Consider the following 15,859-nt stretch of genomic DNA (forward strand, 5'->3'; position numbering starts at 1 on the left):
TCACAGCTTGAAGCGGATGCCGACGCGATAGGTGCGCCCGAGCAGGTCATAGAGCGACTGGTTGGTCGCCGGCGTCGCATAGGCGCTGCCCGCCGGCCCCGGCGCGACGATCGCCGGATCCTTGTTCAAGAGGTTGTTCACCGCGAGATAGAATTCGAGCTCCTTGCCCGCCATCGCGACGTCGAAGGTCAGCGAGGTGTCGAGATAGAAGGCGCCCGCGATGTGATTGTCGTTGATCGTCCGGTTGGTGACCGTCGAGGCAGGGCAGCCCGAGGTGCATTCGACGAAGCTATTGTCATAGACCCCGCTCGAAATGCCGCGCCCCGTCAGGTTGAAGTTGAAGTCGTCGGTCGCCCAATTGGCCTGGATGCGATACAGCCATTTGGGCGTTCCGCCGGGCGCATTCTGCCCCACCGTGTCGGTCGGCGCGTCGATGCCATTGTCGAAATAATTCTTGATATAGCGCGTCGCCATCGCGCGGAGCGTCAGGTCGCCGCTGCCCACGGGCAGGCGATACGATCCTTCGAAGTCGATCCCCGTCGCGCGCTGGACCGCGAAGTTGAACGGGCTTTCGAAGACCTGCAGATTGTTGCCGAAATCATTGGGGCCGCGCACGACCGCCGAGCAAAAGGCCTGCACGCCTTCGGCGCAGCGGTCGACGATCGTTTGCGCCGCGACGGTGCCGATCGCGCCGTTGATCTTGATGTCATAATAGTCGGCCGAGAACGCGAGGCCGGGGATGAAACGCGGCTGCAGCACGACCCCGACGCCCCATTGGTCGGCCTTTTCGGGGTCGAGCAGCGGGTTGCCGCGCGTCGTTCCGGCGAATTGCACCGACGCATCATTCTGCGTCGGGTCGATCAGCACGTTGATGCGCGTCGATCCCGCGGTGAACAATTCGCCCAGATTGGGCGCGCGGATGTCGCGCGACCGCGTCGCGCGGAAGCGGATATCGGGAATGGGTTCCCAGGTCAGCCCCGCCTTCCACGTCGTGACATAGCCCGACGTCGAATAGTCGGTGCCGCGGATCGCGCCGTTGAGGTCGAAGCCTTCGAACACCGGAACCGCGAGTTCGAGATAGGCCTCGCTGACATTATAGGAGCCGAAACTGGGCAGGAAATTGCCGACGAACCAGCCCGTCTGAAATTCTTCGTCAACCTCGCCCGACACTTTCTCGCGCCGGTGCTCGCCGCCGATCGCGACCGACACCGGACCTGCGGGTAGCTCGAAGGCGTCGAACGACAGGTTCGCGGCGAACACGTCCTGCTGGAATTTCTGGCGGCGGAACGGGTTGCCGATCACATAATCGAGCCCTTCCTGGCTCGCGGTGCCGATGCCGATGCGGTTGAACGGCACGCAGCCATTGTCGGGGCTGGTGAGCGACGAGCGGCAGACGATCGTGCCCTCGGGCACGCCGAGCGCATTGCCCGCGGGAGCGAACACCGCGTCCTGCGCGAGCGCGAGGCGCGCATTGTTACTGATGTCGCGCGCCATTTCGCGCGTGCGGCTGATCCCCTTCTGATAATAGACGTCCCAGCGCGCGCTTGACCCGAAAAGATCGAACTCGCCGTTGGCGCCGACGACATAGCGTTGCAATTCGCGCCGCGTGTCATTCTTGCGGACCGGCAGATTGGCGTTGGTGGTGCCGAGCTTGAACTCGTCGATACCCCGCAGCGCCAGCTCGTCGCGCACCGACTGCGGCAGGAAGGCATTATCCGACTGGATCGTGACATTCGCCTGGTTGAGCTGGATGCCGAGGTTGCCGAGATTCTTCGACTTGGCGTAGGACGCCTGGACGAAGAGGTTGAGCCCGTCGGAGACCTCGAAGCTGAGGCGCCCGAACAGGCTCTTGCGGTTTTCGGCCGGGTCGAGCGACTGGAAGCTGTTCACTTGCGTCGATTCCCAGTCGCCGCCGATCATCCACGGGTTGCGGACGGTGCCATAATCGAACTGGCCGACCGCGCCGCCGGGGCCGAAGACGGTGCCGCGCAGCGCGGTATCGGTTATGATCCCGCCGGGCGTCGCGAGGCTGAGGCCCGCACCCGACACGACGAGCCGTTCGGGGGCGCCGTTGCCCTCCGCATAGGCGGGGTTGTTGATCATGTACCAGCCCTGCTGGTTCCATTCGCGCGGCACGCTGTGCAGCCCGTCCTTGATCGCGATCTCACCGTTGAGCAGCAAATGCCCGCGTCCGCCGGCAAAGGCGGTGCCGGCGGTCAGCGTCGCGCGATAGCTGGGCGCGTCGCCATAGGTGGTGATGCCATATTCGGCCGATCCCTTGATCCCCGTATAATCCTTGTCGAGGATGAAGTTGACGACCCCCGAAACGGCGTCGGAGCCATAGGCGGCCGATGCGCCGCCGGTGACGATCTCGACGCTCTTGATCAGGCCTTGCGGAAAGGTGTTCACGTCGACGAGCCCGGTCATCGTCGATCCGACCGAACGCTGGCCGTCGAGCAGCACAAGCGTGCGCGCGGTGCCGAGCGCGCGCAGGTTGAGCGCGTTGACTCCGGCGGTGCCCGCGCTGATGTTGAGGTTCGAGCTGGCCGGCGTGACGCTGCCGACGAGCGAGGGGATGTCGTTGACATAGTCGGCGATATTCGCCGGCGCCGAGCTTTCGATATCCTCCGAATTGAGCACGGTGAGCGGGGTCGGGGCGCGGAAACCGTCGCGCTGGATGCGGCTGCCGGTCACGGTGATTTCGGCGTCGGCATAGGTCTCGGCGGTTGGCGCCGCGGGCGCGGGCGGCGCGTCCTGCGCCAGCGCGGGTGCGCTCCAGAGCAGCGCGGTGGCGAGCGCCGCGGTCGATACGATCGGCGTTGATCTGGTCATCTGTCTTACCCCTTTGTTTTGTTTGTTATTGTGCGTGAAGGACGCCTCCGTTTCGCCGGCGCGGCCGGCGCATTTTCCCTGATTATTTGCAGCTTCCCGCCGCCGGCGTGCGCGGCAGCGGCGTCCCGCCCGCGGCGCCGGTCGGCTCGCCGTTCTCGAGCGCGAGCACCCCGTTGACGAGAACGAAGCGCATCCCGGTCGAAAAGAGCGCGGGATGCGCATAGTCGGCGCGCGGCGCGAAGGTCGCGGGGTCGAAGGCGATGACGTCGGCGAAGGCGCCCGCCTTGAGCTCGCCGCGCCCCTCCAGCCCGAACAGGCGCGCGGTGACCGTCGTGCTCTGCGCGATGAAGCTCTTGAGGTCGAGCACGCGCTTGTCCTTCACATAGGTCGCATATTTGCGCGCGTAGGAGGCGTAGTAACGCGGGTGGCCGCGCGAGGCGTCCGAACTGGTGACGACCCACGGGCGGGTCATGAAGGCCGCGATGTCGGCCTCGGTCTGGTTGAATGAGGCGACCCCGGCTTCGCGCTGGCGGAGTATCGCGATCGCGGCATCGACGGGATCGACGCCGCGTTCCTTGGCGACGTCTTCGAGCGTCTTGTTCTCGACCCCGGCCGGGCCCGAGGTGATCAGGAGCGATGCGGGGCCGCCGCGGCGGCGCAGATTTTCGGCGATCTCGGGCCGCATCCGCGCCATCGTCGCGCTGTCGTCGAACCGCTTCAGCATCGCCGCGCGCCCGCCGTCCTGCGCCCAGCGCGGGAGGAGCGCGGCGGACAGGCCGGTGCCCGACGCCGACCAGGGATATTGGTCGGCGTGGACGATCTGTCCGGCCTTTTGCGCCTTCTCGATCTGCGCGATGATCGCGGGCGCCTGGCCATGGACATCGACGCCGAGCGCCTTGATATGCGCGATATGCACCGGAATGTTCGCGTCGCGGCCGATCGACAGGGCTTCGTCGACCGCGGCGGTCAGGCCGATCGTATAGCTCGATTCGTCGCGCAAATGGCTGTCGTAGATGCCGCCCTTGGCCGCCGCGGCCTTGGCGAGCGCGACCACTTCGTCGCGCTTGGCGAAGCTTTGCGGAGCGTAAAAAAGCCCGGTCGAAAGGCCGAGCGCGCCATCGCACATCGCCTTGTCGACCAGGCCGGTCATCTGACCGAGTTCGGCGGGCGTCGGCGCGCGGTCGGCGGCGCCGATGACTTTCGAACGCACGGCGCCGAGGCCGACAAAGGCGGCGAAATTGATCCCGAAGTCGCGCGTCGACTGGCCGAGGCCCGCTTCGCCTTCGCCGCCCGCGCCCGCCTTTGCGGTGCCGAAGGTGCGGGCGATGTCGGGATCGCCGCCGCCATCGACGCCGATGAACGCGGTGGTGACGCCCTGCGTCAGGAAGGGGAGCACGAGCCGCGCGGCGGGATCGGAGGAGGCGAGCGCCTCGCCCACATGGGTATGCGGATCGATGAAGCCGGGCGCGACGATCAGCCCGGTGGCGTCGATCGTTCGCGTCGCGGTTCCCGGCGCCTTGGGGCCGACATAGGTGATGCGGTCGCCGCGGATCGCGACATCGCCGCGAAACGGTTCGGCCTCGCCGCTATAGATGGTGCCGCCGCGCAGGATCAGGTCGGCGGCGCCTTCGGACTGCGCGGCACCCGGCGATACCATGGCGCCGCCCGCAGCGAAAAGCGCGGCCACCGCGGCTGTTGTCCTCAAAGAACGGATCATGTGCGACACCCCTTTTTTACTTACATGGCTAAGGACTTTATGCCGTTCCCCAAAAGCCTCGTGCGGGCGGCGTCAAGACACCTGTGCCGTGTCCGACGCCGCCCGGCCGATCGTTCGCCAGCCACAACGGGCCGTCGAGATCGACGAAGGCCGATCGCGCCGCGATTATCAACGCGGGCGCGATCGACAGGGACGAGGAAATCATGCTGCCGGTCATCACGCCGAGCCCCGCGGCGGTGGCGGCATCGGCGAGCGCGAGCGCGCCGGTCAGCCCGCCCGTCTTGTCGAGCTTGATATTGATGACCTGATATTTCTCCGCGAGCGCGCCGACGTCGCCCGCGACATGCGCCGATTCATCGGCGGCGATCGGGACGAGCGGGACGAAGCCGGCAAGTGCCGCGTCGTCTTCGGCCGGCAGCGGCTGTTCGAGAAGATCGATCCGCAGCTCGGCGAGCAGCGGCTGGAGCCGCTCGACCTCGGCGAAGGTCCAGCTTTCATTGGGGTCGACGATGACGCGCGGCGCGGGTGCTGCATTGCGCACGGTGCGAATCTGCGCTTCGGGATCGCTGCGGTCGACCTTGATCTTGATCAGCGGGGAGCGGGCGAGCGCGCGGGCGGCGGCACCCATCGCGGCGGGATCGTCGAGGCTGACGGTGATCGCGGTCGGGGTGGCGCCAAGCGGCGGGCGGCCGAGGCGGTCGGTGACGCTCTGCCCCGATGCCTTGGCTTCGAGGTCCCACAGCGCGCAGTCGACCGCGTTGCGCGCCGCGCCCGCGGGCATGATTTCGGCCAGTTCCTCGCGCGTCGCGCCCGCTTCGATCGCGCCGCGCGCCGCCTCGATCGCCGCCAGCGCACCCGCGATCGATTCGCCATAGCGCGGATAGGGCACGCCTTCGCCGCGTCCGGTGACGCCGTCGCGCCCGATTTCGACCGTCACCACATCCGCGACGGTCTTGACCCCGCGCGAGATGCGGAACGGCCGGGCTAGAGGGAAAGCGTCGCTTTGCGCGGCGAGGGTTCGAAGCATTTGACGATCCAGTCGATGATGGGGTCGACGCCCATGGAAAAGGGGTCGGTGCAGGGCAGGCCGAGCGCGTCGGCGGTCTCGGCGCACAGCCGTTCGGCCTCGGCGGCGGGCAGCTTCGACGTGTTGAGTGCGACGCCGACCGCGCGGACGTCGGGGTTGGTGAGCCGCGCGACCTGAAGGTTCGCGTCGAGCGTCTCGCGAAGGCCGGGCATCGGATAATGGGGTAGCCCGCGCATGTGGGGACGCACAGGGTCGTGGCATAGCACTAGGGCGTCGGGCTGCGCGCCGTGGAGGAGGCCGGTCGAAACGCCGGCGAAGGAGGGGTGGAAGAGCGATCCCTGACCCTCGATCAGGTCCCAGCCATCGTCTTCGCGGGGCGGCGACAGTTGTTCGATCGCGCCCGAGATGAAATCGGCGATCACCGCGTCGAGCGGCACGCCGCTGCCCGCGATCAGGATGCCGGTCTGCCCCGTCGCGCGAAAATCGGCGGTCATGCCGCGCGCGCGCATCGCGCGTTCGAGGCAGAGGGTCGCATACATTTTGCCGACCGAACAGTCGGTGCCGACCGCGAGCAGGCGCTTGCCCGCGCGGCGCTTGCCGTTGCCGATCGGGATGTCGGGGCGCGGGTCGCGCACGTCGTGGAGCGCGCGGCCGTGGCGTCTCGCCGCTTCGACCAGGGCCGGCTCGTCGCGCAACCGGTTGTGGAGGCCCGAGGCGACGTCGAGCCCGGCCTCGATCGCCGCGACGGCGTCGCGAACCAGATCGTCGCCGAGCTTGCCCCCGGCGTTGGCGATGCCGAGGACGAGCGTCCGGGCGCCCGCGGCGACCGCCTCGGCAAAGCCCATGCGGGGAAGGCCCAGCGTCAGCTCGCAATCGTCGTGGCGAAATTCGCCGACGCAATCGTCGGGCCGGAAAACCGCAAGGCCGCGCGAGGTCTTGATGCCGACTTCGTCGTTCACATGGCCAAGATAGAGGAGATAGGGGCTGGCGATCATGAAAGGCCTCTCAGGTGGGGACGGGGGCATCATGCTCGAAGCCCCCGGCGCGCGCGTCTTCAAAGGCGAGGGAAGGCCATAACTCGTGGCTATGGGGATGGGGCGGCGGCCGCCGGCTTGTCCGGCGACGGGTGAACAGGCCCAGGGCCGCCACCCTGCGGGGCCAAACCGTAGGGACGGGCTCGGTCATCGGACGGACTAACATACTTCTGCGACAATCATTGTCAGATAAATAGGCCAATTCAATCGCGATTAGGGGAATATGTATGAAGATCGTGAAGTCCATGAAGCGCACTCTGCGCGGCGCCGCGACGACCGCCACCGCGCTGGCGCTGCTCGCGGGGCCCTGCGCGCTTCCGGCGACCGCGCAGACCCCGGCCCCCGCCGCGCCCGCCGCGGCCGAGCAGGCGAAGCGCCCCAATGTGATCGTCATCCTCGTTGACGACATGGGATTTTCGGACATCGGCCCCTATGGAAGCGAGATCCCGACCCCCAACCTCGACGCGCTGGCCGCGAACGGCCTCCGCTTCACGCAATTCTACAATAGCGCGCGTTGCAGCCCGTCGCGCGCCTCGCTGCTAACCGGTCTCTATCCGCACGAAGCGGGCGTGGGCTATCTCGACAATGTTGTCCGCCCCGACGGCGCCGGCGGCTTGCAGGGCCGTATCGCCGACCGAGCGGTGACGATCGCCGAGGTGCTGAAGCCCGCGGGCTATTTCACCGGAATGGCCGGCAAATGGCATGTCGGCGCGCAGCATGGCACGCCGCCGAAAGTGGTAGGCTTCGACCGGTCGATGTTCCAGAAAGGCGGGACCTATTTCCCCGACCAGCCGGGTAAGGGGCGGACCTTCGTGACGATCGACGGGCGACAGGTGCGGCTCGACTCGCCTGAGGTGGGCACGGGCGAATGGTATGCGTCGGACATGCTGGTCGATTGGACCGTGCGCTTCGTCGACGAAGCGAAAGCGGCGGGAAAGCCCTTCTTTCTCTATCTGCCGTTCACCGCGGTCCATTTTCCGGTGATGGCCCCGGCCGAGGATATCGCGAAGTTCAAAGGCAAATATATGGCGGGCTGGGATCAACTGCGCCGCGACCGGTTTGAGCGTCAGAAGAAGATGGGATTGATCGCTGCCGATGCGCAGCTACCGGGCGTGCTGCCCGAGGCCTATGACTGGGACAAGGTGCCTGCCGCCGACAAGGAGCGGTTCGACACGATCATGGCGGTCTATGCCGCCGCCGTTTCGCGGATGGACAAGGCGATCGGGACGCTGGTCGCCGATTTGAAGGCGCGCGGCGAGTTCGACAACACGCTGATCCTGTTCATGTCGGACAATGGCGGCAACGCAGAGAGCGGTCCCGACGGGCGCACCGGCGCGGCGCCATGGGGCGGCAAATATTCGAACGTCTTCGTCGGGCTCAATTGGGCGACGCTCCAGAATACGCCGTTCCGCTATTTCAAACATTATACCGAGGAAGGCGGAATCGCGACGCCGCTGATCGCCTCGTGGCCCGCCGGGATCGATACGAAGGTTCGCGGCACGATGGTGCGCGAGCCCGGCCATCTCGTCGATGTCATGCCGACGCTCGCCGAACTCGCCGGCGCCAGATATCCCGCACGTTTCGACGGGCACGACATCCGTCCGATGTCGGGGCGCAGCTTCGCCGGCGCGTTCGAGGGCGAGCCGCTGACGCGCAGCGTGCCGATCTTCTGGGAGCATGAAGGCAACAAGGCGGTGCGCGACGGCAAATGGAAGCTGGTCGCCCAGTTCGGCGCCCCCTGGCAGCTTTACGACATGAGCACCGACCGGACCGAGACTCGCGACCTTGCCGCCGCGCACCCCGACATCGCCGCGCGCATGGCGAAGCAGTGGGACGACTGGGCGGCGACGAGCTTCGTCGATCCCTGGCCGAACAAGATCGACGGCGGCGTGGTCAAGGGCCGACTGGAAGGCGGCAAGGCCCCGGGCCCCGGCAAAGGCAAGCGCGGTAAGGGCAAGCGCAAGCGCGCCGCGCAGGCTACGACAGGCGAATGAGGCGCACGGCGTTCCGTGCGCTCCAAAAAAGAGAAGCCCGCAATCGCCGGTTGGCGATTGCGGGCCAATGGATTCCGTGGAGGATGGGATCAGAAGCGGAAGCGGACGCCGACGCGGTAGATCGTCTCGAGGAAACGCGTCTGCCACGGATAGGTGTTGCCGTCGGCGTCATATTGCCGTCGGTTGGTCGCCGCCGCGCCGAGCAGGTTCGTCGCGCTGAATGCGATGGTCACATTCTTGGTCGGATCGAGCGTGGCGTTGAAGTCGAGGCTGCCGCGGCCGTCTTCGACTACCGGCAGCGTCGGGCCGAGCACCGCCGCGCCGAGCGACGGGTCGTTCACGCGGTTGTACACGACCACGAAGTCCGACCGGTAATTATACGAAAGCCGCGCCGAGAAAGACTGGTTTTCGTAAAAGACCGATGCGTTCGCGATATGGTTCGATACCCCGGCGATCCGTTGCTTGCCCGGCAGAGTCTCCGCCAGCGCCTCGGGCAATTCGGTGCCATGGTCGATGTAGGTATAATTCGCGAGCACCCCGAAATTCTGCAGCCATTCGGGCAGTTGCGGGAAGCGCAGGAAGGTGCGGAATGCGGCTTCGATGCCGCGCAGTCGGCCTTCGCCGCCGTTGAACGGCCGCGTGACGCGCAAACGGCCGAATTCGGCATCCTCGACATCGGTGGTGAAGTCGGAGATGAAACCGGTCACGTCGCGCTGGAAAAGGCCGAGCGTGAACGAACCGCCGCGCGAGAAATACCATTCGAGCGACGCGTCGTAATTCTGCGACTTGATCGGGTCGAGGTCGGCATTGCCGCCCGAAGCGTTGCGGACGCATTCGGGATCGTTCGGGTCGGTGTTGCAGACCGCCGAGGGCGCACCAATGGTCAACGACGGGTTGAGGTCGCCGAACCCGGGGCGCGTGCGCGTTTCGGTGAAGGCGAGGCGAAGCTGCAGCTTGGGCGTCAGGCGCAGACGCGCGCTGACGTTGGGCAGAAAGTCGGTATAGGACTTCGACTGGGACACGGGCGTCACTGTGGTTACACCGCCCGTTGTCACGCGGTTGAACCCGTTGATCTCGGTCTCGGTGCGTACGGCGCGCAGGCCGACGAGACCATCGACGGTCATGCTGCCGAGGTCGAAGGCATAGCGGCCCTGGACATAGCCCGCATATCCCTTTTCATTCCCGAAATAGACCCGGTCGAACGGCGGTACTTCGGTGCGGTCGCCCGTGAGATCGCGCAGGAAGTCCAGATTCCCCATGATGCTGTCGGTGGTCGGGGTCAGGAAGACGCGCGTGATCGGAACCTTGTCGCCGCGGAAGCCGGGCGCGACGGTTTGATAGTCGAGCGGCAGCAGCGAATAGAATTGACCGGCGGGCGCGTTGCCGCTTTCCGAATAATTGGCGAAGTCGAAATCGCGGGTGTTGAAGCGGACACCCGCCTGGACGTTGGTGATTCCCGTCGGTCCCATGCGGTAATCGAGGTCGAGCCGTCCCTGCCAATCGCGGCCGTGGTTGCGCTCGCCATTTTCGCCGAGCCCCACCATGCGATAGCGCGCCGGATCGTTGACCGGGAAATCGGACACCACGACACCGCCGCCGCCGGCGCCGATGTCGGTGTCGAAATCATAGGTGCGCGTCGGCTGCGGCACGACGAGCGAATAGTTGAACTGCGTCGTTTGCCGCGTGAAGGTCGAATCGGTGAAGGCGACGTCGCCGGTGATCTTCAGGCCGTCGCGCTTCCAGATGAAGCCGGTGCCCGCCTGATAGGTGTCGGTCTTGCCGGTGACGATGTTCTGGTTGCCCGTCGGGATGCCGCCGGCGCTTGCGGTCATGCTCTTGACCTTGTTGGTGCCGGGGAACAACTCGATGTCGGTCAGATTGGCCTGCACGCCCGAGTTGATCTGGAGGTTGCTGCCGTACCCGCTGCTCCGATAGCCCTGAAACAGGAAGTCGGCATAGAGTTCGAGTTCGTTGCTCGGGCGCCATTGCAGCGCGGTCGCCACCGACGGCCGGTAGCGGTCGGCGGTGTTATAGTTGATGTTCACGAACGAGGGATAGCGGATCGTGCCGAGGCCCGCGACGTTGCGGCTGAGAATCGCCTGTGCGACGTTGCGCGAGGAATCGAGGAATTTGAGGTCGGTGTAGGATCCTTCGATCAGGAAGCCGATGTCGCCGATGCCGGTTTCCCAGCGCTTGCTGAGCAGAAGGTTCGCGTCGACGCCCAGCTTTTGCGACTGTTTCCAGTGCACGCCGCTGACCCCGCCCGCGATACGATCGCCCTTGAAGTCGAGCGGTTTGCGTGCGCGCACGTCGATCAGACCCGCAACGCCGGGTTCTAGCAGATTGGCGCTGCCCGACTTATAGACGTCGATGCGCGCGATGCTGCTCGACGGAAAGTCCTGAAGCGCGACCGCCGGGCCCTGGCCGGTGAAAAGTTCGCGGCCATTATAGGTGGTGGCGATATTGGGAAGGCCGCGGACGCGCGTGCCCGCGGCGGTACCATTCGCGTAATCGACTTGCACACCGGTGATGCGCGCGAGCGATTCGGTCGCGGTCACGTCGGGCAGCTTGCCGATATCCTCGGCGACGATCGAGTCGACGATCTGATCCGAATCCTCCTTGATCGCCTGCGACGTTTGGAGGCTGCGCTGGATCGCGGTGACGACGATCGCGTCATCGGTCGTCGGATCTTCAGGCGCCGAGTCGACGGTGACCTGTCCATCCTGATCCTGCGCCAGCGCCGCCGACGGCATGGCGACGATCGCCAAGGCCGATGTCGTACACGCCAGGATTATTCGGTTTCGCATGATAATCTCCCCCTTCAAAATCGGTCAGATATAGAATTAATATGATAAAATAAAGTGCGCTGGGCGCGGCCGGCCGGCCGTCTATGTTTCCGTCACTTTGGCCGCCGTTTCGGCATGGCCGGGGCGGGCAGGCTGGCGATCCATTTCGCGAGTTTGGCCGACAGCGTCTTGATGATTGCCGCCTCGTCGGCCATCCGATTCTGCCGCTCCTGCGGATCGCGCTCGATATGGTAGAGTTCGGGGCTGCTACCGTCGGCGTTCATCAGCAGTTTCCACGGGCCCGACCGGATCGAATAGAGCGGTCCGAAGGCTTCGCCGCCTGGGCGGGCGATGTGGCTGTAGATATCGGGACGCGAGGCGATGGGTCTGCCGCGCCATGCCGCGGACATGTCGATGCCATCGATCCCCGCCGGTTTCGGCGCGCCGGTTATCGCGGCGAGCGTGGGCAGCAGGTCGACCGCTTGCACCACGCTTTTCGCATCGTGTCCGCCGCCGGCGATATGGTCGGGCCAGCGGACGATCAGCGGCTGGCGCACCCCGCCTTCGTACAGGCTTGCTTTCCGGCCGCGATAGGGCGCAGCCGACCCGGGCGTGTTGGCGCCGATGGTGGGGCCATTGTCCGAGGTGAAGACGATCAGCGTGTCATCGAGTTCGCCGGCCCGCCGCAGTCCGTCGACGAGGCGGCCGATCTCGGCATCCATTGCGACGAGCACGGCAAGGAACTGATCCTCGCGTGGCGTGGCGCCTTTGCCTTTGGTTGCCGCGAGTTGCTCCGCGTTCGGAACCCACGGCGTATGCATGTCAGTCAGCCAGAGCTGCGCAAACCAGGGCTTTGCCTTGCTGCGCCCGACGAAATCGAGCGTCTTGTCGACGAAACGGCGGGTGATCTCCGCGCGCGGCAGCCATTCGACCGGCCCCTTGCCGAGTTCGGCGCTCTGCTGCCCAAGCCGGTTGGTGAGGTCGGTCGGCAGGACGCGCGGGCCGAGACCTTCCCACTGCGTATAGCTTTCGTCAAAGCCGTAAGCCGACGGGAGCGGCGCATCGCCGATGTCGCGTCCGCCGCCCAGGTGCCATTTGCCGAAATGGCCGGTGGCATAGCCCGCCTTTCGCATCATGCGCGGCAGGACGGGAAGCGACGGGTCGAGCCAGTCGGCCTGGCCGAAGGCACGATTGCGCTTGCGGTCGTGGATATAGGTAACGAAGCGGTCGCGCGCGGGGAAGCGGCCCGTCATGAAGCCGGCGCGCGACGGCGAACAGATCGGCGCGGCGTCGTAGAATTGCGTCATCACCATGCCGTCGCGGGCGAGCGCATCGATGTTCGGCGTCGCGACCAGCTTGTTCCCGGTCAGCGACAGGTCGGCATAGCCCATGTCGTCGATCAGGATGAACAGGATGTTCGGTTGCTGCGCCGGCGCGCGCGGGGCCGTTTCTTCCGGCCTCGGGGCGGATGTGGAGCCATGGGCGGGAAGGATGCCGGCACCGAGCATTGCAAAAAGGGCGGCCCCTGCCGCCCCGATCGCCCATCGCCGCCCGATCTTCGCCGATTTCATCCATTCCTCCTTGCCCGGGTCTGCGCCTTCGTTATATCTGTATTATCGTATAATTCAGATGAGTCAAGTTTGCGTCGAATGCGGGAGGGTGAGATGTCGAGGAAATGGATCGGAGTTGCAGGTGCGGTGTTGGCGCTGCAGCCGGGCGCGGCGATGGCACAGGGCGCGCTCGGCGCCAATTTCAACGAGCATTATGAAGATGTCGATTATCGCGAACTCGATAGCGCGGGCGCGACATGGATTCGCCTGTTCCTGCCGATGCCGCAGGTCGATCGCGGGGCGGCCGAACATGGCGCGATCCGCACCACGCTGGAGGCTGGCGCGCGTGGCTACAAGACGATCTTCACATTGAAATGGCCGCAAAACGACCGTGATTTCCCCAAGGCGGGGAGCGCGGAGTTCGTGCGCGAACTCGCGCGGCTCGATGCCGTGCTGCCGCTGGTGATGGGCAAGGTCGACATATTGGTGATCGGCAACGAGCCCTATTTCGAAACGCGCGAGCAGGACCGTGACCTCGACCTCAACGCCTTTTACGAGGCGATGGCGGGCCGTATCATCGCCTATCGCGAGGTCAATTGCGGCAGCGACTGCAAGACAAAGCTCTATATGGGCGCGCTCAACCGCCTCGACCTCAAGAAGAACCGGACGGCGTCGACCGAGCGCTGGCTGGCCTTCGTGAAAGCAACACCAGAGATCGACGGCGTCAACATCCACCCCCATGTCCCCAGGATCGAACTGTCGAAGGCGTTTCTCGACTATATTCTGCCGCGGATGCGTCCCGAGCAGACATTCATCGTCACCGAATTTTCGCTGGTGGGCTGGTGGCAGCAAAATCTGACCAAGCCGGTCGCCCCCGCCTTCGCCGACAAATATCAGGCGCCGCGCAACGCACAGAACTGGCAGATCATCAAGGCCGCGCTCGAGACGCCTTTCCCGAAGGAACAGTGGGACGATTTCCTGCGGATGAGTCCGTGGTTCGAAAACCGCAAACATTATATCGCCAACCAGATGAAGATATTCCGCGACGCGGGGCGGCTCGCGGTCGCGACCTATGGTTTCAAGCAGGGCAGTTCGATGTCGAACAATTTCGGCCCGAAGAAGACGCCATGGCTGCTTAACAGCGTCTATGCGGGGCGAACGATCCGGCCGAATGCCGATGGTAGCGCGGCATTCAACTATGCGTGGATCGATGATTTCCGGCGGATGCAGGCGCAATAGCCTCCGCGTTGCATGATCCTAATAAATAAGATATATCCTACTTCATCGGGATAATCGTTCGAATATGGACCCGGGCGGATAGGAGGGGCGGTTGAAATTTGCGTTGTCACGTCGGGCGCTCCTGCTGGCGGGCGCGGGGGCTGCCGTCATGCCGCGCGTCGCGGCATCGGCCGCCGCGGCACGACCCAAGCCGAATATCATCGTCATCTATGCTGACGATCTCGGCTATGGTGACCTCGGCTGTTATGGTGCGACGGCGCTCAAGACGCCCAATGTCGATCGCCTCGCGTCGCGCGGAACGCGCTTCGTCAATGCGCACTCGCCCTCGGCGACCTGTACGCCGTCGCGTTATGCCTTGCTGACCGGCGATTATGCCTGGCGCGCGTCGGGAACGCAGATATTGCCGGGAGACGCACCCGCGCTGATCCGGCCGGGGCAATTCACCTTGCCGCTCATGCTGAAGAAGGCGGGTTATACCACCGGCGTAGTCGGCAAATGGCATCTGGGCCTCGGCGACGGCAAAGTCGACTGGAACGGCGCGATCGCGCCCGGGCCGCTCGATATCGGCTTCGACTATGGCTATTTCATGCCCGCGACGCTCGACCGCGTCCCGACGGTGCTGATCGAGAACCGGCGCGTCGTGAATCTCGATCCCGCCGACCCGATCCGCGTCGATTACAAGGCCAAGGTCGGCGACGAGCCGACCGGCGCCGACCATCCCGAACAGCTGAAGTTCAAGGGCGATCCCGAACATTCGAACACGATCGTCAACGGCATCAGCCGCATCGGTTATATGACCGGTGGCAAGGCGGCACGCTGGAAGGATGAAGAGCTCACCGACCAGCTGCTCGGCAAGGCGATCGATTTCGTGACCGAGCGGAAGAACAATCCCTTCTTCCTCTATTTCGCGATGAACGAGCCGCATGTTCCGCGCGCGCCGCATCCGCGCTTCGTCGGGGCGTCGGGCATGGGGCCGCGCGGCGACACCATCGTCCAGTTCGACTGGACCGTCGGTGCGCTGATGGACAAGCTCGCCGAACTTGGCATCGCCGACGACACGCTGGTGATCCTCAGCAGCGACAATGGACCGATCCTGTTCGACGGCTATGACGATCGCGCGGTCGAGCTTGCCGGCGGTCACAAACCATCGGGCCCCTACCGCAGCGGAAAATACAGCATCTACGAAGGCGGCACGCGCGTGCCGATGATCGTCGCCTGGCCGGGGCATGTGCGCGAAGGCCATGTGTCCGAAGCGCTGGTCGACCATGTCGATATGGTCGCCTCGCTTGCCGCTCTCGTGGGACAGGCGCTCCCGCGCGATGCAGCGGTCGACAGCTTCGACATGCTGATGCCGCTGATGGGACGGAGCGAACGCGGGCGCGATCATGTGATCGAGGATACCAAGCTGATGGTCACAACGGGGTCGACGGTCGCGAGTAGCGGTGCGCGCATCCTCGCGTTGCGCGCCGGCGACTGGAAATTCATTCGCGGCAGCGTGAAGCCGCATGAATTCCACGGCAACGCGATCGGCACGCTGCCACGGCACCAGCTTTACAATCTGGCGCGCGATCCGGGCGAGCGCGAGGATCTCGCCGCGAAGATGCCAGACCTGACCGCCAAGCTCGCGGCGCGGCTCGATAAAATCGAAAAGGACGGCCGCAGCCGGCCATGATCAGAATC

At 65.3% G+C, this 15,859-nt stretch carries 9 protein-coding genes; 3 read left to right on the plus strand and 6 right to left on the minus strand.

Features of this window, described 5'->3' with window-relative positions:
• The 4 genes from VFG17_RS10240 to dgcN form a co-directional block, all read right to left on the minus strand.
• The gene (locus tag VFG17_RS10240; protein ID WP_325029365.1) at window positions 1-2,832 is read right to left on the minus strand and encodes a TonB-dependent receptor domain-containing protein; all 2,832 of its coding nucleotides are present in this window, start codon (window positions 2,830-2,832) and stop codon (window positions 1-3) included.
• 82 nt (window positions 2,833-2,914) lie between these two features.
• Window positions 2,915-4,549, minus strand: a complete 1,635-nt coding sequence (locus VFG17_RS10245) for an N-acyl-D-amino-acid deacylase family protein (protein WP_325029366.1) — start codon at window positions 4,547-4,549, stop codon at window positions 2,915-2,917.
• A 37-nt stretch (window positions 4,550-4,586) separates the two neighbouring features.
• A complete protein-coding gene (dgcA, locus tag VFG17_RS10250) occupies window positions 4,587-5,576 on the minus strand; it encodes an N-acetyl-D-Glu racemase DgcA (RefSeq protein WP_325029367.1) in 990 nt (329 codons plus the stop codon).
• Complete coding sequence (dgcN, locus tag VFG17_RS10255; RefSeq protein ID WP_325029368.1) at window positions 5,534-6,571, minus strand: N-acetyltransferase DgcN; 1,038 nt, start codon at window positions 6,569-6,571, stop codon at window positions 5,534-5,536. The genes dgcA and dgcN overlap by 43 nt, the downstream gene beginning before the upstream one ends.
• Before the next feature lie 284 nt (window positions 6,572-6,855).
• Here dgcN and VFG17_RS10260 point away from each other — a divergent pair, with 284 nt between their 5' ends.
• Complete coding sequence (locus tag VFG17_RS10260) at window positions 6,856-8,604, plus strand: arylsulfatase (RefSeq protein ID WP_325029369.1); 1,749 nt, start codon at window positions 6,856-6,858, stop codon at window positions 8,602-8,604.
• 89 nt (window positions 8,605-8,693) lie between these two features.
• Here the strand turns inward: VFG17_RS10260 and VFG17_RS10265 are convergent, their stop codons facing one another.
• Window positions 8,694-11,372 (minus strand): TonB-dependent receptor, encoded by a 2,679-nt coding sequence (locus VFG17_RS10265; RefSeq protein ID WP_325029370.1) that lies wholly within the window; start codon window positions 11,370-11,372, stop codon window positions 8,694-8,696.
• 131 nt (window positions 11,373-11,503) lie between these two features.
• Window positions 11,504-12,961, minus strand: coding sequence for a sulfatase family protein (locus tag VFG17_RS10270; RefSeq protein ID WP_325029371.1), 1,458 nt, complete (start codon window positions 12,959-12,961; stop codon window positions 11,504-11,506).
• 93 nt (window positions 12,962-13,054) lie between these two features.
• Between VFG17_RS10270 and VFG17_RS10275 the strand changes: the two genes are divergently transcribed.
• Entirely contained in the window at window positions 13,055-14,179 is a 1,125-nt protein-coding gene (locus VFG17_RS10275; RefSeq protein ID WP_325029372.1) for a hypothetical protein, read from the plus strand.
• A 91-nt stretch (window positions 14,180-14,270) separates the two neighbouring features.
• Complete coding sequence (locus tag VFG17_RS10280; protein WP_325029373.1) at window positions 14,271-15,851, plus strand: arylsulfatase; 1,581 nt, start codon at window positions 14,271-14,273, stop codon at window positions 15,849-15,851.
• The last annotated feature ends 8 nt before the right edge of the window (window positions 15,852-15,859 follow it).

Source organism: Sphingopyxis sp., from assembly GCF_035686825.1.
Classification (GTDB): Bacteria; Pseudomonadota; Alphaproteobacteria; order Sphingomonadales; family Sphingomonadaceae; genus Sphingopyxis.